The organism is Salinimicrobium flavum (assembly GCF_042684505.1).
Taxonomy (GTDB): domain Bacteria; phylum Bacteroidota; class Bacteroidia; order Flavobacteriales; family Flavobacteriaceae; genus Salinimicrobium; species Salinimicrobium flavum.
Map to the genome: position 1 here is coordinate 1 of NZ_JBHULT010000012.1, position 20,947 is coordinate 20,947.

At 41.9% G+C, this 20,947-nt stretch carries 19 protein-coding genes; 12 read left to right on the forward strand and 7 right to left on the reverse strand.

The window, feature by feature from the left end:
- From ACFSTG_RS13655 to ACFSTG_RS13665, 3 genes are all read left to right on the forward strand, one after another.
- On the forward strand, positions 1 to 970 hold a 970-nt coding region (locus ACFSTG_RS13655; RefSeq protein ID WP_380754125.1), incomplete at its 5' end, for a gliding motility-associated C-terminal domain-containing protein.
- Between the two features lie 10 nt (positions 971 to 980).
- Positions 981 to 1,895, forward strand: a complete 915-nt coding sequence (locus ACFSTG_RS13660; protein ID WP_380754128.1) for a PorP/SprF family type IX secretion system membrane protein — start codon at positions 981 to 983, stop codon at positions 1,893 to 1,895.
- Between the two features lie 15 nt (positions 1,896 to 1,910).
- Entirely contained in the window at positions 1,911 to 3,791 is a 1,881-nt protein-coding gene (locus ACFSTG_RS13665) for an OmpA family protein (RefSeq protein ID WP_380754131.1), read from the forward strand.
- A gap of 280 nt (positions 3,792 to 4,071) precedes the next feature.
- Here the strand turns inward: ACFSTG_RS13665 and ACFSTG_RS13670 are convergent, their stop codons facing one another.
- From ACFSTG_RS13670 to pyrR, 5 genes are all read right to left on the reverse strand, one after another.
- Positions 4,072 to 4,572 (reverse strand): CAP domain-containing protein, encoded by a 501-nt coding sequence (locus ACFSTG_RS13670; protein ID WP_380754134.1) that lies wholly within the window; start codon positions 4,570 to 4,572, stop codon positions 4,072 to 4,074.
- Positions 4,573 to 4,828: 256 nt separating this feature from the next.
- Positions 4,829 to 5,737: a ribonuclease Z gene (locus ACFSTG_RS13675; protein ID WP_380754137.1), complete on the reverse strand. Its 909-nt coding sequence runs from the start codon at positions 5,735 to 5,737 to the stop codon at positions 4,829 to 4,831.
- Positions 5,738 to 5,779: 42 nt separating this feature from the next.
- A complete protein-coding gene (locus ACFSTG_RS13680) occupies positions 5,780 to 6,112 on the reverse strand; it encodes a ribonuclease Z (RefSeq protein WP_380754140.1) in 333 nt (110 codons plus the stop codon).
- Entirely contained in the window at positions 6,112 to 7,041 is a 930-nt protein-coding gene (locus ACFSTG_RS13685; RefSeq protein ID WP_380754143.1) for an aspartate carbamoyltransferase catalytic subunit, read from the reverse strand. The genes ACFSTG_RS13680 and ACFSTG_RS13685 overlap by 1 nt, the downstream gene beginning before the upstream one ends.
- A gap of 5 nt (positions 7,042 to 7,046) precedes the next feature.
- Positions 7,047 to 7,586, reverse strand: a complete 540-nt coding sequence (gene pyrR, locus ACFSTG_RS13690; RefSeq protein WP_380754146.1) for a bifunctional pyr operon transcriptional regulator/uracil phosphoribosyltransferase PyrR — start codon at positions 7,584 to 7,586, stop codon at positions 7,047 to 7,049.
- A gap of 232 nt (positions 7,587 to 7,818) precedes the next feature.
- Between pyrR and ACFSTG_RS13695 the strand changes: the two genes are divergently transcribed.
- Together ACFSTG_RS13695 and ACFSTG_RS13700 are read left to right on the forward strand one after the other, a co-directional pair.
- Positions 7,819 to 9,687, forward strand: a complete 1,869-nt coding sequence (locus ACFSTG_RS13695) for a TIGR00341 family protein (protein ID WP_380754149.1) — start codon at positions 7,819 to 7,821, stop codon at positions 9,685 to 9,687.
- A 111-nt stretch (positions 9,688 to 9,798) separates the two neighbouring features.
- Positions 9,799 to 11,055, forward strand: coding sequence for a hypothetical protein (locus ACFSTG_RS13700; RefSeq protein WP_380754152.1), 1,257 nt, complete (start codon positions 9,799 to 9,801; stop codon positions 11,053 to 11,055).
- Positions 11,056 to 11,065: 10 nt separating this feature from the next.
- On the opposite strand, the gene ACFSTG_RS13705 is transcribed toward ACFSTG_RS13700, so the two are convergent.
- Entirely contained in the window at positions 11,066 to 11,815 is a 750-nt protein-coding gene (locus tag ACFSTG_RS13705; protein ID WP_380754155.1) for a sterol desaturase family protein, read from the reverse strand.
- 170 nt (positions 11,816 to 11,985) lie between these two features.
- On the opposite strand from ACFSTG_RS13705, the gene ACFSTG_RS13710 reads away from it, so the two are divergent.
- From ACFSTG_RS13710 to ACFSTG_RS13725, 4 genes are all read left to right on the forward strand, one after another.
- The gene (locus tag ACFSTG_RS13710) at positions 11,986 to 12,513 is read left to right on the forward strand and encodes a hypothetical protein (RefSeq protein WP_380754158.1); all 528 of its coding nucleotides are present in this window, start codon (positions 11,986 to 11,988) and stop codon (positions 12,511 to 12,513) included.
- Positions 12,514 to 12,633: 120 nt separating this feature from the next.
- Positions 12,634 to 12,999 carry a methylglyoxal synthase gene (locus ACFSTG_RS13715; RefSeq protein ID WP_380754161.1) on the forward strand — a complete coding sequence of 122 codons (366 nt, stop codon included), beginning with the start codon at positions 12,634 to 12,636 and terminating at the stop codon, positions 12,997 to 12,999.
- 49 nt (positions 13,000 to 13,048) lie between these two features.
- A complete protein-coding gene (locus ACFSTG_RS13720) occupies positions 13,049 to 14,521 on the forward strand; it encodes an SDR family oxidoreductase (RefSeq protein ID WP_380754164.1) in 1,473 nt (490 codons plus the stop codon).
- A 57-nt stretch (positions 14,522 to 14,578) separates the two neighbouring features.
- Entirely contained in the window at positions 14,579 to 15,040 is a 462-nt protein-coding gene (locus tag ACFSTG_RS13725; protein ID WP_380754167.1) for a carboxymuconolactone decarboxylase family protein, read from the forward strand.
- Between the two features lie 101 nt (positions 15,041 to 15,141).
- Here ACFSTG_RS13725 and ACFSTG_RS13730 read toward each other — a convergent pair whose 3' ends face one another.
- Positions 15,142 to 15,453: a hypothetical protein gene (locus ACFSTG_RS13730; RefSeq protein ID WP_380754170.1), complete on the reverse strand. Its 312-nt coding sequence runs from the start codon at positions 15,451 to 15,453 to the stop codon at positions 15,142 to 15,144.
- 326 nt (positions 15,454 to 15,779) lie between these two features.
- Between ACFSTG_RS13730 and ACFSTG_RS13735 the strand changes: the two genes are divergently transcribed.
- From ACFSTG_RS13735 to ACFSTG_RS13745, 3 genes are all read left to right on the forward strand, one after another.
- A complete protein-coding gene (locus ACFSTG_RS13735; protein ID WP_380754172.1) occupies positions 15,780 to 18,002 on the forward strand; it encodes a tetratricopeptide repeat protein in 2,223 nt (740 codons plus the stop codon).
- 94 nt (positions 18,003 to 18,096) lie between these two features.
- The gene (locus tag ACFSTG_RS13740; RefSeq protein WP_380754175.1) at positions 18,097 to 18,342 is read left to right on the forward strand and encodes a YgaP family membrane protein; all 246 of its coding nucleotides are present in this window, start codon (positions 18,097 to 18,099) and stop codon (positions 18,340 to 18,342) included.
- A 234-nt stretch (positions 18,343 to 18,576) separates the two neighbouring features.
- Complete coding sequence (locus ACFSTG_RS13745) at positions 18,577 to 20,808, forward strand: tetratricopeptide repeat protein (protein ID WP_380754178.1); 2,232 nt, start codon at positions 18,577 to 18,579, stop codon at positions 20,806 to 20,808.
- Positions 20,809 to 20,947 lie beyond the last annotated feature (139 nt).

Sequence of the window (20,947 nt, forward strand, 5' to 3'; positions counted from 1 at the left end):
CATCACTGCTGTGGACGGAATGACTTACAGCTTCAACGGAGGTGCGTTTGGAACTACCACTTCATGGTCTGATCTTGCTGCCAATACTTATACTGTAGTTGCAAAAAATACTGACGGATGTGTGTCTGAAGCGCTTACTGTAATGATCAATGACGTACCAACAGCTCCTGCAGCCCCGGTAATCGAGGAATTACTGCAGGCAACATGTGAAGATCCAACCGGATTTGTAGTATTGGAACTAATTGAAGGAATCACTTTTATCCTTACAGATGCTGATGGAAATGAGATCGCCGATGAAGATGCTGATGGAATTTTTGAAGATTTGGCTCCCGGATCTTACACTTTAACAGCTGGAAACGAAGACGGATGTCTTTCTGCCGAAGTTAGTTTCACTGTAGAAGAACCTCAAAATGACGTTACAGTCACTAGTCCTTCTTCTCCAATATGTGATGACTCAGGTCTTTTCGACCTAAGCACTCTTGTTAACGGAAACGATGCAGTTACCGGAACCTGGGTGGATACAGATCAAACCGGAGCGTTGACAGGAAACAGCTTAAACCCTGATATCGCTGCCGGATTCTACACCTTCACCTATGTGATTGAAGGCGCATGCCCATCCACTACAGAAATCACCATAGAGATCGATGATTGTGGTGTGGTTCTTCCATGTGAGGTGGAAGATGTAAGAAACAGTATCTCTAAAGCTGTGACTCCAAATGGAGATGGCTTCAATGATAAACTGGAAGTAGGAAAAGGGATTGACTGTGGCTTTATTTACACCTTAAAAGTATTCAACCGTTGGGGGAACGAAGTTTTCAAGTCTGATAACTATACCGGTAACTGGGATGGAACTTCCAGTAATTCTTTTACAGGAGACCAACTTCCTGCGGGAACATACTTCTATATTGTAGAAATCAAAGAAAGCGGATTCAATCCAATCCAGGGTTACATCTATCTAGGAACAAAATAAATCAATAAACATGAAAAAAATCTACCCAATTATAATCCTTCTGTTTATTAGTGTAGGTACCAGCGCGCAACAATTGCCCCAGTTCACGCAATACATGTACAACACTATCTCTATCAATCCGGCATACGCGGGTAACCGTGATGCACTTTCGGTGGTAGGGCTGCACAGAAGTCAGTGGGCAGGAATCGATGGTGCACCAAAAACGCAGACCTTATCCATTCATTCACCGCTCAGGAATGAGAAAGTGGGATTAGGTCTTTCGATCATCAATGACAATATTGGATATGAGAACTATACCTATGCGTATGCAGATTTCTCCTATACGATTAATTTAAGCCCCTCCACTACCCTTTCCATGGGTCTTAAAGGGGGAATGAGTTACTATAATCTGGAGGAAGAATTAATGGTCGATGTACCCAATGATCCTTTCTTTCGCGGTGATACTTTTAACCGCTGGACTCCCAATTTTGGAGCTGGGCTTTATCTCTCTTCGCAGGACTGGTATCTGGGGCTTTCTGCTCCGAAGTTTATCAATAACGATAATAATGATCGGGAAGGAAGTGAGTATGTAGCCCTTGAACAGGTCCACTATTATCTTACCGGGGGCTACGTTTTTGATCTAAGTGACCAATGGAAGCTAAGGCCAACCGCCCTTGCAAAGGTTACAGACGGTGCTCCTTTGTCAGTCGACATTTCTTCTACATTTATTTATGATGAAAAAATGTATCTGGGGGCAACCTGGAGAATAGATGATGCTGTGGGTGCTTTCGTAGATTTTCAGGTACTTCCCAATTTCAGGGTTGGATACGCCTATGAATATTCGATTTCAGACCTGGAGCCTTATACTTCGGGTTCACACGAGATCCTGTTGATCTATGAACTCAGAATGAACAACACCAAATACAAATCCCCAAGGTTCTTCTAATCAAAATATAGAATTATGAACAAAAAATACTATCTACTTCTGTTGCTCATATTTTCGGCATTTGTACTTTCTGCCCAGTCGGGAAAACAGAAAAAAGCAGACAGGCTGTTCAATGATTTTGCATATACCAAAGCCATCGAAGCCTATAAAGACCTTTTGGAGCGGGATTATAATACTTCCTATAATACCCTAAAGATCGCTGAAAGCTACTACATGCTTAGGGATCCAGAGAATGCGGTGATTTATTACCGGGATGCTGTGGAACAACCAGATGTTTCTCCTGAAGCTTATTACCAGTATGCTCAAATGCTTCGTGGGGTAAGGGATTACGATCTTTCCCGTGAATGGCTGAAGAAATATCAGGAAGAGGGAAAAAACCCGAAGCAAGCTTCAGAATTATTGTCTGAGGATGAGATCGCAACCTTTGAAGGCTTTGAAAGTTTCAAATTGCAACCGGCGTCTTTTAATTCGGTTTACAGTGATTTTGGAACTTTTGAAAATCAGGGTGTCATATACTTTACTTCAGCAAGAGGAGAGGCAGACACCAAAACAAAGATCTATGACTGGACAGGGGAACCTTTCCTGGATATCTACGAAACCACTTATGAAGGTGGAGAAGTGAAACCTGTGGAAGGGAAAGTGAATTCACCAAGACATGAAGGCCCGGTTACTCTTAGTGAAGATGGGAATACCATGTATTTTACCAGAAACAATTATCTCGACAACCGTAACGGAAAAAAAGATGATGAGGGTGTAAACCACCTGAAGATCTATAAAGCTGAAAAGTCGGGCGGAGAGTGGGGAAATATAACAGAATTGCCTTTTAGCAGCGACTCCTACTCTGTGGGTCATCCCAGTCTTTCCAATGATGGTAAGACACTCTATTTTGCTTCGGAAGCACCGGGGGGACTAGGAGGATCTGACATCTATAAAGTGAGTGTCGAAAATGGGATTTTTGGAACCCCTGAAAATCTTGGTTCCACTGTGAATTCCCCGGGGAATGAAGTGTTTCCATTCATTGATCAAAAAGGCGATCTTTACTTCTCATCAGACGGACATAAAGGTTACGGATTACTTGATATTTTCGTAGTTACTGCTGAAGCTCCACAAAAACTTCAGAATTTAGGGGAAGCCGTAAACAGCAGTATGGACGATTTTGCTTTCTTCAGAAATTCAGGAGACAACTCCCGGGGTTTCATTTCCTCAAACCGCACCGGGGGCCAGGGGAATGATGATATTTATGAAATGAGTATCCTGGCGCCGCTTGTTCTTAAGGGGCAGGTTACAGATTCTATAAACGGAAAACCCATAGCAAGTGCAACCTTGCGGCTTTTAGGGGAGGATGGGCAGCAAATTGCTTTTTTGGAAACCGATACTCTTGGGAATTTTCAAACTCCAATAACCCGGAACAAAAATTTTCCGCTGGAAACCAAACATATAAAATACATCAATAAATCTGAAAGTATTTCCACCTCTAATATGGACGACCGTACAGAACTTATCCATAACATTGAACTTTCGCCGGTTAGAGATGTTGAATATCTGGCAGAGATCAACAAGATCTACTTTGATTTCGATAAATCCAATATTCGACCCGATGCTGCAAATGAACTGGATAAACTGGTAGATTTAATGACCAATGAATACCCTGAACTGGTGATAGAAATAGGTTCACATACAGACAAGAGGGGGTCTGTTGAATATAATAGAAAACTTGCTGAAAGACGTGCTCAGTCAACCTTTGATTACCTGGTGCAGAACGGGATAGCAGAAGACCGCATCGTAACTTTTAAAGGTTATGGCGAAGAACAGCCTGAAATTGACTGTAAAGACTGTAACGAAGAGCAACATCAATTAAACCGAAGATCCATCTTTAAAGTGGTAAAAATGGAGTAGAATATTCGTTCTAACTAACCAACCACTCCATAAAGGAGGCCTATAGGGCCTCCTTTTTTTATTACCCTTACCACAGTTATCCCGGCACGAATACACGTTAATCGTGAGCTCCTTAGGACAAGGAGACTGGATTTATCAAAGATCCTAAGGGGGGAAGGAGACTGGATGTAATTGGGTTACAGTTTCCCTCTTCACCTTATTTAAACGGAAAAGGAGGCTTCAAGGCCTCCTTTTGGTTAGTAATGAAAAATTGAGTGGAATTAATCTTAATTGGGTTGGCTTACTTTCTTACAAATATATTGGTAAAATATAACTTCCCGTCTTTCCCTTCTTTAACAGAAATTCCGAAATGGGTATGGTTACCTATCATGTTCTCGCGATGACCATCGCTTTTGATCCAGGCGTTAACAACGGCTTCTGCCGTTCTGAATCCGAAACCAACGTTTTCGCTTACCGCTTTGGCATTTTCGGCTTTCACAAGGGCTTCATATCTTGAACCAAAATCATCATGGCAAACTTCATTGTTCTGGATCATATGCTGGTTATGGGTGGCGGCCTGACGGGAACCTTCATCAAGAGATAGCAATTCTGTCAGGTCCTGCTGGACGCGATAGGCGTTGACAAGGTCTAATACGTCAAGTTCAATAGATGAATAATTAACAGGAGCCATTTTTGTAGTAAGGTTGGCACTATCCATTTCCTCTATATTTTCCTTTGAGCAGGAGGTAAGAGAAAATACTGATATTGCCATTAACCACACGAAGTAGGTTAAGTTCTTCATAATCAAAATGTCAATTAGTAGGTTTGGGATTATGAAAGTAGCAATTAATTTCGATTAACAAACATTTTAATCGATGAAATACACAATTTATACTAATTTTAACATAGTTAGGCCTGTATTCTTACAAAATGGAAGGTGGGAAAGAGTAGATAAACGGCAATAATAGGCCGATCAGGAGCAAAAACAAAAGATAGTTCCTACTTTAAAATGAGGATTAGGTTTTTATTTTTTCAGGGGTTGGAGAAGGTGAAGATCCCTACTCTAAAATGATGGTTTTACCATCATCTGCAAGTTCTACCTGCGGAAAAACTTCTGAAGCCTCTGTTTTAAAGGGTTCAATAGAGTCATAACGCGTGGAATAATGGCCCAGGATGAGTTTACCTACAGAGGCAGCCCGTGCAATAGCAGCTGCTTCTCTCGCAGTAGAATGTTTGGTAGGCCTGGCGAGGTAAGCGTGCTCCTCAAGGAAAGTAGCCTCATGGTACAGGAAAGAAACATCCTTTAATTGTTGTACCATTCCGGGATTATAGGCTGTATCACTGCAAAAGGCATAACTTTTTGGTGGCTCCGGGTCGGCGGTAAGAAAGGTATTGGAAATAACCGTACCATCTTCAAGGACTGCATCCTTTCCTTTTTTGATCCCACGGTAATATGCCACGTTAATATTGTATTTCTCTACCTCCTCCATTCGTAACTTACGGTCGCCGGGTTTTTCCCTGAATAAATATCCATTGGAATAGACCCGATGATCAAGCGGAATGGTTTCTACGGAAACTTTTTTGGTATCCAGGATCACTTCAGGCTCCCTGCCAGATAATTCATGAAAGTAAAGTGGATAACTTGTCCAGGATTTTGATAGCTTGAGCTGCAGGGTAATGATCTCCTTGATCCCCTTTGGGCCATAGACATGAAGTTCTGTCTCCCTGTTAAGCAGCATAAATGTTGAGATCAAACCTATCAATCCGTAGAAATGGTCCCCGTGAAGGTGGGAAATGAAAATATGTTTTATTCTGCCAAATTTGATCTTCTTCCGCCGCAGTTCCACCTGCGTTCCCTCACCACAGTCAATAAGAAACAACTCATTGTTGATCTCAAGGACCTGTGAGGTTGGATTAGTAAAGGTGCGGGGGGTGGCGGCATAACAACCAAGGATGGTAAGTTTCATTTCAGGAACAATTTTTCCGAAGAAAAAATCACAGAGCGGCTTTTAAAACCCTAACTCTCTTTCGATCTCTTCCATTTGTATTATATCTTCCGCCTCTTGCAAAGTTGGTACCAGAATGAGCTCCTCGGGCACCCTCTCAATATTTATCGCGTCATTGGCAATAACAAAAGATCTTTTGTTCGCCCGGTGTTCATTGCTCAATTTTAGGAAGGCAAGGAGTTGATCGAGGCTTAGTTGCCCGTATTTTAGTATATCAATCACTACATTTTCCTCCCTGTAGCCACCATGATTCTTCTCCAGGTAGGAAGCAAAGTCCTTTACATCATCCCTTTCATCCTGAAATATCTTGAAGTTATCTTTTTGAATTATTTTCATTACTGTTTAATTTTTGATGCCAACAGATAGATTACAGCCATTCTTATAGCAACCCCGTTCTGAACCTGGTCAAGGATAATGGCCTGATCTGAATCTGCTACATCACTGGTTATCTCCACTCCCCGGTTAATAGGTCCCGGGTGCATCACTACTATCCTTTTATTCAGGGAATCCAGCAGGGTTTTATTAAGTCCGAACAGTTGTACATATTCACGGGTGCTGGGAAAATAACTTATATCCATTCTCTCGTGCTGTACCCGCAGCATATTTGCCACATCACACCATTCGAGGGCGTTTCTAAGGTTAGGCTCCACCTCCACTCCCAATGACCTGATATGTTTGGGGATAAGGGTATTGGGCCCGCATACTTTCACCTCTGCCCCCTGTAATTTAAGTGCAAAAATATTGGAGAGGGCAACCCTGCTGTGCAGGATATCTCCTACTATCACCACTTTTTTTCCTTCTACCCCACCCAATCTTTCCCTTATAGAATAAGAGTCCAGCAAAGCCTGGGTTGGATGCTCGTGGGCTCCATCTCCCGCATTGATAATACTGGCATTCACATGCCTGGAAAGAAAAATGCCAGCCCCCGGGTTGGGATGTCTCATCACCACCATATCCACTTTCATGGACAGGATGTTATTTACTGTGTCGATAAGGGTTTCCCCTTTTTTTACCGAGGAGGAAGCCGCCGAAAAATTAACTACGTCTGCGCTCAGTCGCTTTTCAGCAAGTTCGAAAGAGAGTCTTGTCCTGGTACTGTTTTCAAAAAAAAGATTAGCAATGGTGATATCCCGCAACGAAGGAACCTTTTTTATGGGACGGTTAATGACCTCCTTAAAATGATCGGCTGTTCGGAAAATGAGTTCAATATCCTCTTTCCCAAGATATTTTATTCCCAATAAATGATCGACACTTAATTCTGTCATGGTATTTATTTGCTAATAAGATATACTGCATCCTCTCCCTCATTCTCCTGCCAGTTCACTTTTACTTTTTCTTCGTTAATAGCATCTACCTGCCTTCCGTTATAGTCGGGCTGAATCGGTAAATGACGGCTGAATCTACGGTCAATAAGGGTGAGGAGTTCTATTTCCTTTGGCCTTCCGAAGGACTGGACGGCGGTAAGAGCTGCCCTGATGCTTCGACCGGTGTAAAGCACATCGTCAATGAAGATCACCCGCTTATCTTCTACTACAAAATCTATATGGGTCTTATTTGCTTCCAGGGGTTTCTCACTTCTCCGGAAGTCATCCCGGTAAAATGTTATATCCAGGTGTCCCAGTTTTACATCCTTGATCTGGTACTCCTCTTCAAGAATCCTGACGATCCTGTTAGCCAGAAAGACACCTCTGGGTTGGATCCCTATGATCACAGAATTTTCAAAAGTAGTGTGATTTTCAACAAGTTGACAGGCCAAACGTTGTAAAATGATGTTCATCTCTTTGGACGCAAGCAGCATTTTTTGGCTCATAGAATAGATAAAAAGAGAAGTTAGTTGAACAAAAGTAAGATTTTTTTCCTGAGAAGCACATGCTTTTTTAAAACACCTGCGGCTGAAACTTCTATTTTCTTTTTCCCTGAAGGAAGTACCAATTCCCCAAACCTGAACCTGGAAGTTTAAATTGAGGATCTACTCCTAAGGGATTCTTAATGCTCTCCCGGCAGCATCAAAAAATACGTATCTTGCAGTAAAAACAGGCAGTATGCTTTATCTTTTACACCGGCCAGAGGATGTAGAAACAGTAAAAGAAAATATCCTTCCCCTTATCAAAGAACACACGTATGAACTGGATTCCTTTCCTTTCAGCGCGGAGTTCGAGCCAGAAGAGGATAGTGTTTTTATGCTTTACCTTCCAGACCAGGACCTAAAAGAGCTTTTACCCATTGCTGCCAGGAAGGAATGGCCCCTGGGGATCCTGCCTCACCCTGAGAACACTTATACTTCTAAAGGACTGGGTATCTCTGGAAAACTGGAAGATGTGGCAACCAGTATCCTTATGTGTGAAGAACCTCAGTACCTTGATCTGCTGTTTTGCAACGAAAAACCTGTATTCCAGTCGGTTAACATTGGAAGCATCTTTCTCTTAAAACAGCAGGAACATTCGCATAATTTTCTGAAGGAGGTTTACCAGATAATAGATAACATCAGAAAGGTCTCTTCCCTTACCCATAAATCTTTTGAAATAAGCAGCGGGGAGGACAAGATCATACACACCTCAGCCCTGGGTATCATTGTGGTGGAACATTCACTAAGTTCTTTGGTCTCAAAAAGGTTAGTGCAGGAGAGTTCTATTAATGACGGAACATTTTATGCCCTGATTCTGTCACCCCAAAACCTGCTCGTCCTTCTCTGGTTTTTCCTGCGGAGCCTATGGCCAAGAAAAAAACCCATTACCCACCTGCCATCCTTCATAGGAAGCATAAAAGCATCCACCTTAAAAGTGGAAGACAAACAACCTATTGAATACATGGTAGACGGGGAAAAAGAGACTTCTAAAGAACTTCTGCTCGAGGTGCAGCCAAAAGCACTTATCCTTCACCAGAAAAGCATTTATGGCGGGGAACCGGTAGCAGAGAACGGCAAAAAAAGCCTCAAGATCGAAGGTTTACCTACGGGTGAAAAAAGGAATGAACTAATTAAAAGACGTTTACCCTTGCTTCCCCGGGCCACCACAGAGGAGTTTGAAGAACTCTTCAAGGTATTAAGAGACAATGCAGTGATCACCTGGCCTTACATGGTCATGATGGTGCTTTCTACCCTTATTGCCTCTTTTGGTTTATTTGGTGATTCTTCACCGGTGATCATAGGAGCCATGATCCTGGCGCCAATTATTGCCCCAATCGTTTCGTTTTCAATGGGAATGGTACGGTATGACGTTTCCATGCTAAAGAAAGGAGTGGGCACTATTATCGCCGGTACCCTGATTTCCCTTGCGTTCGCAGCAGCGGTAAGTATTATCATACCCTTAAAGATCATGACTCCAGAGATCCAGGCGCGTTTATCCCCTACCTTGCTGGATATGGGAATTGCCGTAGCTTCAGGGATTGCCGCTGCTTATGCCCACGCAAAAGAAGAGATCGCGAAAAGCCTCGCCGGGGTGGCGATCGCCGTAGCTCTGGTACCTCCGCTGGCAGTTGCGGGAATAGGAATTGGATGGATGGACTGGGAAGTATTCTCTGGTGCATTCCTCTTGTATCTCACCAACCTGGCAGGGATCATCTTATTCGCCGGCCTCACCTTTTTACTTCTGGGATTCGCTCCTTTCAAAAGAGCAAAAATGGGACTTGTGTATACTTTAATTATTGTCGTTTTGGTTGCTGTTCCCCTATCCCTCTCCTTCAACCGCATCATTCAGGAGGCAAAGATCACCCGGGCGCTTGAAGGAACCACTATCGATGAGGTGGTTCTTAGAGACGTCAAGATAAGGTTTGGTAAACCTCTGGTAGTTTCCCTTAAACTCGTGGGTGCCGAATCAATGTCTCCGGAAAAGGTACAGGAGATCAAATCAAAGATCGAAGAGCGTATCAAAATGCCTGTGGCCCTGGAGGTAGTTTCAGCTATTGAATTCTGATCGGGCATTGCATCGGCCTAAATTGGTTTCGGCCTTAAAATTTTATCAATTTTAAAGAAAAAACCTTGTAAGCTGACTAATTTTCTTAATTTTTAGTTACAAAATATTTCTATGAAAAGATTCCTGGGGATCATTTTGATCCTGTTACTACTATTGATCGTCCTCACCTATTGGTCTGTTTCTGTTTATCCCGAAGAAGAAAGAATCTCAGAGGTGATAAGTAAAATAGATTCTGGAACCCCCGAAGAAAAACAAGATGATTCGGTTGTAGTCATTACCAGTAACCTTTATGATGCCAATAGTTTAAAACGTTTTATGCAGGGAGTGAACTACCGGAAAGCCTGGGCTGCTCCCATAGAAGCTCCCGTTTTGTACCTTGAAGGTTTTAAGATCCTGGAAGAAGGTGGCGGAAAACAAACTCATTCCCTCGATCTGGAAGGGCCCGGTGGGGAGATCTTCAGTCTTCGCAGCGTGAACAAAGATCCCGAAGCCCTCATCCCAAAAGCAGCAAAGACGCTTGGTCTCGAAAATATTGTGATCGATGGAATCTCTGCCCAGCATCCCTTTGGTGCCATTCTGGCTGCTGCCCTGGCAGATGCTGCCGGCATCCTGCACACCCATCCCAAAATTGTTTTCCTTCCCGAACAGGAACTGCTGGGAGAGTACAATGAGAAATACGGTAACCGTCTGTTCCTGCTGGAGTATGAGACCGAAGGAGAGGTCAACTGGACTTCCCTTCCAAATGTCATTGAGATCATGGACACAGATAACCTCCAGGAACTAAAGATGGAATATCAAGAAAGAGTAAAAATAGATCATCGTGCACTGGTACGGGCAAGAATGTTTGATATGCTCATAGGTGACTGGGACCGTCATGCAAAACAATGGGGCTGGGTGGTACAAAAAGAAGGTGAGGATTTTATAGCTTTTCCACTGGGAGGAGACCGCGACAACGCCTTTTTCAGAATAGACGGAGTAATACCCACAATTTTAACCAATGAGCTGGTGCAACCCCTGGTACGCCCCTTTGAAGAAGATATAGACCATGTGCCGGGCTTCGTTTATCCAGTTGATGTCTATTTCCTGCATTCTACTCCTGAAGAAGTATTTGTTGAAGAAAGCAAGCTCCTTCAGAAAAAGCTATCAGATGAAAAGATTGAGGAAGCCTTTAGGGTATGGCCCGATGTTCTGAATGATCTCAATAAGGAGGAGATCATCAAGAAACTTAAAAAAAGAAGGGATAAACTACCTGAATATGCCAGGGAATTCCGAAGGACCATTGAAAAAAGAGATGTTCTGAAGAAGCCCTTAAAAGGATCTGAAGACCTGGAACTTCCTGAAAACCTTCAGAAGTGTTTTGAATGTTGACCAGGAATATTTATTTCATCTTCTCACTTTCGGTTCCCATCCATTTATCCCAAAAAGTAAAATACAAACCGTAGTTGGTCATGAATTCTGAATGATGATAATGGTGATGTGTGGCCCCTATAAACTGCTTTCCAAATTTGCTTTTTTGAAAGCCTGCGGGGTAGATCTCTATATCAAGATGGTTCACCACACTGCTAAGGGTCATGATCAAAAGATAAAGCCCCAACACATAGATATTTACCGGCAGGAAAAGTAATATTAGGGGAAGGATAATAGCCTCCAGCAGGCTTTCCCAGGGATGGAAGGAAAAAGCAGTCCAGGGGGTTGGGGTAAGACTGTCATGATGAACCTTATGAACCGTCCTGTAAACCTTTGGATGATGCATCAACCTGTGTACCCAGTAGTAATAGGTTTCATGCAGGAAAAGAACGAGGGCCAGACTTACCGGCAGGTACCAGATCCCATACTGCCGAGGGTCCAGATAGATCGCCGTAAATCCTTCCTGCCACAGCCAGTAAAGCAAGGTGCCGAAAAATGCGAAAATAACCGAAGACCAGGTACTCCATATCATTTCATTTTTAAATTGTCCTTTTTTCCAACCTCTTCTGCTGAGACGTTTTTCCCTGAATTCCTCTGCCTTTAAAAAATAATAGTAATAATAAAAAATACCTGCCGCAATGAAATATCTCACGAGGATCACCAAGAAAAAGATGATCAAATAAACGAGAAAGAGACCGGGTGAGTTCAGTTCTGGCATCATAACGTGGTATAAAGATTAAAGATAAGAAATTCACTTCATAATGAGGAGGTTATAAAATAAATCAGGGTTAAATACCAGCAGAAACAAGTACTAAGATTTAAAAAACCAGATAGAAAATGTTAGTAAAAGATCTCTAAAATTCGTATTTTTAATAGGTTAATCTCCTGCTCATGAAACCGCTTATCCTATTCTTCGCAGCAGTGCTTTTTCTCTCGTGCACCGCAGTTCAATTTGAACAACCACAGCCTACAGATCTGGCTGCCTTAAATGAATTTCCGGAAAATATATGGGGAACTTACATTTCCGAAGATACAGATACCTTAATTGTTTCCCGTTTTGAATTTCATTTTTTGGGGGACCGGGAAATAGAATTTTCCCATGACCTCAACAGTCCTGAATCGGTCCTGAAGAAAGACGGCGATCATTTCATTTTAAATTTGAAAAATAATGACAACTGGGATGTTTTTCCTTTTAGATTTGAAGATGATAAGTTGCTGGTTTACTATAGTTGCCCCACTGAAGAAGTTGAAGACCTTATTGCAGATTATAGACAGACTGCCTCAGTCAAAGAAGTGCCGGACACTTACGGAAATATTGATTTCTACCTTTTAGATCCAACCCCCGCACAATTCAGAGATCTTTTTCAAAAGAATATTTTTTCAGACCATTTGATCTTCACAAGGGTCAAAGAAGAATAATTTCCCGGCATTTTAGATGGTATTATTCTTTTAGGGGAGAAAGCCATGGGAACTCTCTCCTGTTCTTAAATTATCATTACTTTTATTTTCAATATTTCAAAAAACTTCAACGCTAAATTTATGACCAATACCATTGCACTGATCGCCCATAATAGTCGTAAAAATGATCTTTTGAACTGGGCCAAAGTACACAGGGAAAAATTGGTGACCTATCAGTTGATTGGGACTACCAACACTTCAAAACTCCTTAATGACATGCTTGACCTTAAGGTGCAGGGTTTTGGACATGGACCGAGCGGAGGAGACATTCTGCTGGCAGCCAGGATTTTGCAGGGGGAGGTGCATAAGATCATATTTTTCATAGATGCCGAAACCCCACATGGTCATGAGCACGATATCCAGACCCTTATCAGGACTGCGGTGATCAACAATATCCCAATTGCACTTAACCGGGCGTCTGCAGACCTGGTAATTTTGGAAGAGTGATCTTCTGCCAACTGTTTTTATACTTATCTTTAAGAAAGATCCCTATTAAATGAACCCAAAAAAGATCCTTCTCACCGGCGCGACCGGTTACATAGGCAAACGCCTGCTTCCGGTTCTGCTGGCGCAGGGTCATGAGGTTATTTGTTGCGTGAGAAACAAAGATCGTTTTCCTCAAGAAGGAGTTTATACAGACCCAAAGATCAGTCTTTTTGAGGTAGATTTCCTGAAGGAACCGCCTTCTTCCGAAGCCATTAAAGATATTGATGTTGCCTATTACCTTATCCACTCCATGAGTTCAGGGCAGGATAATTTTGAAGAGCTGGAAGAACTATCGGCCAGGAATTTTATCGAATTGGTGAAACCCACTGCAGTCCGACAGGTCATATATCTCACAGGAATTACCAATGAAAAGAAATTGTCCAAACACCTGGCTTCCCGAAAAAATGTAGAAGAGCTGCTTGACAAAAGCGGGATACCCTTGACAGCGATCAAGGCCGGAATCATTGTAGGATCGGGAAGCGCTTCGTTTGAAATCATTAGGGACCTGGTTGAGAAATTACCCGTCATGATCACCCCAAAATGGGTAAATACCCGCAGCCAGCCTATAGCCATTAGGAATATCCTGGAATTCCTTTCGGGCGTGTTGCTCAAAAAGGAAACTTTTGGGAAGGCTTTTGATGTAGGTGGACCTGACGTGCTCACCTATAAAGAGATGTTGTTGCAATTCGCCGAGGTGAGGCACCTGAAAAGGTATATCCTCACAGTTCCGGTCATGACCCCAAGGCTCTCCTCCTATTGGCTGTATTTCGTTACCTCCACATCCTATAAACTGGCCGTTAACCTGGTAAACAGTATGAAAGTAGAAGTGATCGCAAGAGACAATGAGCTGGAAAAGATGCTTGGCATCAAAACTATTTCCTATAAAAAAGCCGTGGAACTGGCTTTTCAGAAGATCGAACAGAACAACGTAATTTCCAGCTGGAAAGATTCCCTGGCTTCCAGTTATGAAGATAATTCCCTTCTCGACCATATAAATGTTCCAACAGATGGGTGTTTCCTGGACAAAAGGGAAAAGTTGATCAAGGGAGATCCCAATGAGGTGCTCCGGAATATCTGGTCTATTGGCGGCAAACATGGCTGGTATTACGGCAACTGGATGTGGAAAATAAGGGGAATAATGGACAAAATGGTGGGCGGAGTAGGCCTGAGACGTGGCCGTACCCATCCTCACAACATAAATACCGGCGACACCCTCGATTTTTGGCGCGTCCTGGCGGCCGACAAAAAGAAAAAGCGACTGTTATTATACGCCGAGATGAAGCTACCCGGCGAAGCCTGGCTGGAATTCAGGATCTGTGAGAAAGAAGGCGAAAATTACCTGCAGCAAACCGCCACTTTCAGACCCAAAGGATTAGGAGGAAGGTTGTACTGGTATTCTGTACTTCCTTTCCATTATTTCGTATTTGAGGGGATGGCAGGAAATCTTCTCAAGACTTCCACTGCTGAAAAAGTGAATTCCTGAATAAATAATTCAAATCTAAAATTTACTATTTTCGGTGCTTTTTAAAATTAACCGAAGATGAGCACGTCTATCCAACAATCAAAAAACGGTTCTACGCCGTTTGAAAAATTAATAGGCCATAACCCGGCAATCCTGGAAAAGTGGAATGAGCTGGAAACCACTCTTTTCACACAGACTTCCCTGGAACCTAATCTTCTTGAGCAGGTTAGAAGAATTCTTGCCTTTGGAAATGGTTGTGAGTATTGCATGGTCAAAGGGGGAAAACCTTCTTTAGATGAAAAAGATGAGCGTATCACTAATGCTACCGCCTTCGCGGAATTATTTGCTATAGATCATACCTCAATTCAGGAAGCTCATTTTTCACTATTGAAAGAGGTTTTCACAGAGAGGGAGATCTCAGAATTATGCACGTTCATCACTTTCATCACTGCTTCTCAAAGATTTGGAAAGATCATGAATCTCACTGAAGATCTGCAGGTAGCCAGGGTAACAAGCCTGGAAGAAATGGAAAGGAACTGAGGATTTTCTTCTCCCTCCATGTGCCGTAACCGAAGAAAATCAGAGACTACCGGATAGATCATCCGGCAGCCCCTTTTTCGGCCATTGACTATTCCCGGTAATCAAGGCCTTAAACAGTTGAATCCATCACAGAAGTAAGGCAATAAGATGTACACATGAATAAAAAAGAGGATCATAAAAACCAAACCCATCAGTAAAACATGGGTGATGTAGTTTACACTGCCTTCGGGTTTGATCCACCGCCATACCAGTCCGTAAAATCCAACTAAGAAGAGATAGAACGGTACTCCCGCAAAAAGCACCATATTGAAACCGCTATATTTCCCGGGAAATATATAGAAGATAAGAAGACCTATCAGCAAGGCTGTGAGAATGAACATCCAATCCCACACAACAACAGTTGTTCGTCTCATTGCGGTAAGTTTTAAAACTTTACCTAATAAATCTACATCAAAATCGGGCTTTTTAAAATGACATTTGTCACTGGTACAATTAGATTTAAATTAAACTATTAGCTATATCAGGATTAGATTGAATGTATAATATTTGCTACCATAGAATACGAGTAATATTTGGCTTGATGCACTTAATTTTCTTTTGGTTTATTTCCCAACCTTCGGCCAAACCAGAGATCTTTCGAAAGAGAGACCGTTGAATTACTGCAATAGCATCACCCTTTTAACCTATTGTAAATCAGATTTTTATTAGTTAAATTAGATTCAATCAATTCTTTGAAAAGGTGAAATTCATCGGCTTCTTAAAAGAACTAAAGCGCCGCAGTGTCTACAAGGTGGCCACTGTTTACGCCATCACCGCCTGGCTGCTCGCACAGATCATTAATCTTGCGGCAGATGCTTTTAATGCTCCGGAATGGGTTATGCAAATGGTGATCGTGTTGCTCATGGCCGGTTTCCCCATCGCCCTCATATTAGCCTGGGCCTTTGAAATTACTCCGGGCGGTTTTAAACGCACCTCCAGCCTGGCCACTGCAAATAACGCTGACACAACGAATAAGAGGGGTTCCAATATCTGGATGATCAGTCTTCTTGTTACTGCAGTAGTATTCCTGGCCTTTGATAAGTTCTACCTATCAGAAACTTCTTTTTGGGACAACGAACCACGGGTGAAGCAAGCTTCAATTGCTGTCCTTCCTTTTGCTGATTTCAGCGCTGAGGGAGATCAGGAATATTTCGCTGATGGTATTTCTGAAGAACTCCTGAACTCTCTTGCAAACGTAAAAGATCTCCATGTCGCAGGTCGAACTTCCTCCTTCCAGTTCAAAGATAAAAACCGGGATCTGAGGGAAATCGGTAACAAGTTGGGTGTTGACCACATCCTGGAAGGCAGCGTTAGAAAAGCAGGAAACCAGCTAAGGATCACCGCTCAATTGATCAAGATCGAGGATGGTTTTCATATCTGGTCAAATACCTATGATCGTCAGTATTCAGCTGAAAACGTCTTTGACATACAGGACGAAATTTCGAGAGAGGTACTAAAGGAACTCAAGGTGCGACTTTTGCCTTCAGATAAAAACGATTTCGAAAAAGTGAGACCCACAGAAAATATTGAAGCTTACAACCTGTATTTAAAAGGTCTTTCCAAAGCAGCAACTTTGAACCCTTCAGATCTAGAGGAGGCTGAAGCCTATTTTAATAAAGCGACCACACTGGATCCGGATTTCGCCCTTGCTTATGCAAAAAAAGCTGAAAGCCTCATTTTTCAGCACATGATGGGAAATGCAGAATATTCTAAAACTGTGGAAGAATCGGGAAAAGCAATTGACTGGGCATTACTCCTACAGGATGATCTTGCTGAAGCTTATGTGGCACTTGGATTTAATCACCTGCTTCAGCAGCAAAAAGAGTCCTCCCTACTGGCCTTTAAGAAAGCAAAAAAATTAAAACCCGGGGATGCTGAGATAAGTGCCAGTCTTGGAATTGGTTTGTGGCAAAAAAATGAACGGGAAAAGGCACAAGAGGAATTGGAATACGCCTTCAAATTAGATCCGCTTTCCCCGCTAGTCAACCTGTATCTGGGAGAAATTTATCAAATGAACGGGGAGTACAAGAAGGCCGAAGACCACCTTAAACAGGCAATTAAACTGCTCCCGGGTTATCTTGTTGCCTACGAATCTCTTGTCAACCTCTATGGTGCCAGGCTAGGACAGCATGATAAAGCCCTTATTACTATGTATAAAGCTTACAATGAGCATGCTGAAAAATCAAAAGCTGTAAGTATGATCTTCTATCCGGCTGTAGATCTTGGATTATACGGGCTCGCTAAGAATGCCCTAAATGAACTCAAAACAGACTTTCCGAATAACATAGCAACCCTTAGAACTGAACTTTATTGGCTGGCCAACAAGAAGGAATTTCAAAAAGGAATTAATGTGGTGAAAGAATTTGATTCTTTAAAGATGCAATTGCCTCCTCCATTTTATGTTGATCAGGTTTCCGGATTCTATCTTGCTGCTGAAAAACACAAAGAGTTGATCGATTTGATCAAAGAGAAAAGCCCGGAAGTACTTCGTACCGATACCCTTGATTTTGATAACAGATCATTTAATAACATGCTGGCTGCGGTTGCCGCTTTGCGAAAAACCGGGGAACAACAGAAGGCAGATTTAATCCTGAACAATCTTGACACTCATCTTCAAAAATTACCAAAGAAAGATACCCAAGAATATGAGGGAAGATATTTTTGGCAGTATACCATTTGCAGAGGATTTAAGGGAGATAAAGCCGCAGTAAAAAATGCTTTCAAAAAAAGAGTGGAAAACGGAAATTTTATTGGTCATGCCCTGGTATACGGAATAGAAAATGATGTTTACTTTAATCTTGGACCTGAAGAAATCCGTCCTTTCAAACAAGCGGAAGAAAAAATCATCAAAGAGCAACGTAACAGTGTTATCTCTTATTTGAAAAAAGAAGGAGAGTGGAAGGAAGAATGGAATGTTCAGTAGGTCAATCTCTTGAAAAGCCGGGGATTTTTTCTTAACTTAAAGAATGTATTGCAAGATATTTCACAACAAATGTTGAACCAAAAATCTCCGACCAATGAAAGAAAATGTAGGTAAACAAGATCAGCTCATCCGCAGCATAGTAGGCCCTGCCTTAATTGGAATAGGTTATCTGGCCCTGGGTGGAAATAAAGGAAAAATCGAAGGTCTTGCCTCCATAGTGGTGGGGACTCTTCTTGCAGAAAGTGCCATTACCAAAGTATGCCCCGTTAATTATTTCTTCGGAATTGACACCCGCAAACAAAAGAGTCCCGTCAGAAAGATCAAAGAAGCACTGATTTAATCTTCGAAGGCCAGTAATGCATGACGAGCAATGAAGGAATGTAGACAAAACAGCGGGATCAGAAATGATCCCGCTGTTTTATTCTGTCTTTGGGCAAATCTCACTGTTTCAGACTAATGAATTGGATTTTATAACAGAATTTGCTTAAGTTTAGACTATAAACCTGATTTTCAACAGATTTGTTCTTACTTCCGGAGTTTCTTCCCTGCATTTTTCCGGATAAACTTTCAATATATGGGATTGCCGTCATTTTTCAAGGAATTAAGGAAAAGAAACGTATATAAGGTCGCGACCGTTTATGCAATCACGGCCTGGCTTGTGGCCCAGATAATAGCTTTAACTGCCAATGCTTTTTCGGCACCTTCCTGGGTGATGAAAATGGTTATCGTTATACTTATCGCAGGATTTCCCGTGGCACTTATTCTGGCCTGGGCCTTTGAACTGACCCCGGAAGGGATCAAACGTACTTCTACTCTCTCTCATTCAGAAAAAATTATCCCCAAAAAGGGGCATTTAAATACCTGGATCATCGGCTTGCTGGCGGCTGCTTTAGTATTCTTAGGTGCCGAACGAATATTCTTTGCCGAATCGACGATTTTAGGAGATGAGCCTGGAAATGCCAATAAAGCTTCAATAGCCGTTTTACCTTTTGAAGACTTTAGTCCCAATAGCGATCAACAATATTTTGCAGATGGTATTTCTGAAGAGTTGCTGAATGTTCTTACCGGTATCGAAGGAATAAAGGTTCCGGGAAGGACTTCTTCTTTTCAGTTTAGAGATAAGGAGACCGGACTTAAAGAAATAGGGCAAATTCTGGAAGTAGATCATATTTTGGAGGGGAGCATCCGAAAATCTGGTGATGACATACGCGTTACGGCAAAGCTCGTAAAATCTGAAGATGGTTCCTATGTTTGGTCAAAAACGTACGACAGAGCTTATACGGCTGAAAATATTTTCGCCATTCAGGATGAAATTTCCCGACAGGTACTGCAGGAGTTAAAAGTTCGGTTACTTTCTGAAAACAATACCTTAAAAACCAGTACTACAACCAATACCGAAGCATATGATCTTTATCTACAGGCAATCTCAATGATTCAGTCTTTTAATCCCGGGGATATTGATCGTGGAATTACCCTTCTCAATCGGGCTTCAGAATTAGATCCCGATTTTGCACTGGCTTATGCAAAAAAATCGCAGGCTTTAATATGGCTCAATATTTTTGGAAATTTATCTTATAAAGACATGGTTATTCAAGCCAGGGAAGCTGCAGACACTGCACTTTTTCTCAACCGGGATCTTCCGGAAGCTTATGCTGCCCTGGGTCTCATAAAATGGATTCAGAATAACTATGAACAGTCCTTAGCTGCTTTTGATCTCGCGATTTCCTTAAAACCGGGTGACGCCGAAATGAGGGCTGCAAGGGCTATGCCCTTATTACTAACCGGAGATTATGAAAAAGCCAATAAGGAATTAAAGTATGCATATAAGCTGGATCCTCTGTCCCCAATAGTCAATATCAATTTTGGATGGCACTATTTCTATCGAAAAGAGATGAGTAAAGCTGAAAAATATTTTCAGAATGCCATAAAAATCAATCCTGATATCCTGGCCGGATATGATGGATTAAGTTGGTTGTACCATCGGCAAGGGCGCTTAGATAAAGCTTTTATAACCTACCACAGATCTTTTAAGAAAATCAAAGAACCAAACCCTGCAAATCTCGAAGGCTTTATTAGTGTAGCTAATGAACTGGAACTGGAGCAATTTGCCGAGAAGCATTTCAGGACCCTCGAAAAAGAATTCCCAAACAATTTAATCACCTATTACGTCAAGGCAGACCGTATGATGAAAAAAAGAAATTACCAGGAAATGATCGATTATACAAAAGAATTTGAATTAAGAACGGCAGGAATTACTGAAGACAGGTATGTTGAAAATTTAGCTCATGCTAATCTGGAACTTGGGAATTATAAGGAAGTGGTAGAATTAATGAAAAACCGTCATCCCGATGCCTTGAGAACTGATACTCTTAACATGGAAGCCCGCAATTTTGCCATTGTATTTTATACCGCAGTTGCACTGCGCAATTCCGGTGAAAGAACCAAAGCAGATCTCATCATTAAAAATGCATGCAACTTTTTAAAAAAGAAAGACAAAGAGGAAACCATACTTATGTCTGAAGAAGTTTATGACTGGGATCTGGCAGCCTGTTCCGGACTTCTGGGAGATAAAGAAACAGTTTATGAATTCTTGAAGGAACGTATTCAAAACCAAAATCTTGCGCAGCATCATTATGTATATGGATTATTCAATGATCAATTCATGAGACTTACAGAATCGGAAATTGCACCCTACCGCGAAAAAGAGAAAACAATATTGAAAGAGCAGCAGCAAAAGGTAATCTCTTACCTGAAAGAACAGGAAGAATGGAAAAAATCATCAGAAAATTCACTAATTTCCGGATAATTTTTCGTGATCAATCCATCCTTAGCCTTCTTGCAGTAAGTCCCGCTTTTGACCTGGTGTCACTCTTTAGAAAAAGAAGGATACAAACCCATACCTGTATGTTCAGAAAAACAGTAGTTTTATGACATTACAGGCAGTT

Coding starts and splice junctions, on each gene's coding strand:
- ACFSTG_RS13660 (WP_380754128.1), top strand. CDS start 981: ATGAAAAAAATCTACCCAATTATAATCCTTCTGTTTATTAGTGTAGGT.
- ACFSTG_RS13665 (WP_380754131.1), top strand. CDS start 1,911: ATGAACAAAAAATACTATCTACTTCTGTTGCTCATATTTTCGGCATTT.
- ACFSTG_RS13670 (WP_380754134.1), bottom strand. CDS start 4,572: ATGAAGAACTTAACCTACTTCGTGTGGTTAATGGCAATATCAGTATTT.
- ACFSTG_RS13675 (WP_380754137.1), bottom strand. CDS start 5,737: ATGAAACTTACCATCCTTGGTTGTTATGCCGCCACCCCCCGCACCTTT.
- ACFSTG_RS13680 (WP_380754140.1), bottom strand. CDS start 6,112: ATGAAAATAATTCAAAAAGATAACTTCAAGATATTTCAGGATGAAAGG.
- ACFSTG_RS13685 (WP_380754143.1), bottom strand. CDS start 7,041: ATGACAGAATTAAGTGTCGATCATTTATTGGGAATAAAATATCTTGGG.
- pyrR (WP_380754146.1), bottom strand. CDS start 7,586: ATGAGCCAAAAAATGCTGCTTGCGTCCAAAGAGATGAACATCATTTTA.
- ACFSTG_RS13695 (WP_380754149.1), top strand. CDS start 7,819: ATGCTTTATCTTTTACACCGGCCAGAGGATGTAGAAACAGTAAAAGAA.
- ACFSTG_RS13700 (WP_380754152.1), top strand. CDS start 9,799: ATGAAAAGATTCCTGGGGATCATTTTGATCCTGTTACTACTATTGATC.
- ACFSTG_RS13705 (WP_380754155.1), bottom strand. CDS start 11,815: ATGATGCCAGAACTGAACTCACCCGGTCTCTTTCTCGTTTATTTGATC.
- ACFSTG_RS13710 (WP_380754158.1), top strand. CDS start 11,986: ATGAAACCGCTTATCCTATTCTTCGCAGCAGTGCTTTTTCTCTCGTGC.
- ACFSTG_RS13715 (WP_380754161.1), top strand. CDS start 12,634: ATGACCAATACCATTGCACTGATCGCCCATAATAGTCGTAAAAATGAT.
- ACFSTG_RS13720 (WP_380754164.1), top strand. CDS start 13,049: ATGAACCCAAAAAAGATCCTTCTCACCGGCGCGACCGGTTACATAGGC.
- ACFSTG_RS13725 (WP_380754167.1), top strand. CDS start 14,579: ATGAGCACGTCTATCCAACAATCAAAAAACGGTTCTACGCCGTTTGAA.
- ACFSTG_RS13730 (WP_380754170.1), bottom strand. CDS start 15,453: ATGAGACGAACAACTGTTGTTGTGTGGGATTGGATGTTCATTCTCACA.
- ACFSTG_RS13740 (WP_380754175.1), top strand. CDS start 18,097: ATGAAAGAAAATGTAGGTAAACAAGATCAGCTCATCCGCAGCATAGTA.
- ACFSTG_RS13745 (WP_380754178.1), top strand. CDS start 18,577: ATGGGATTGCCGTCATTTTTCAAGGAATTAAGGAAAAGAAACGTATAT.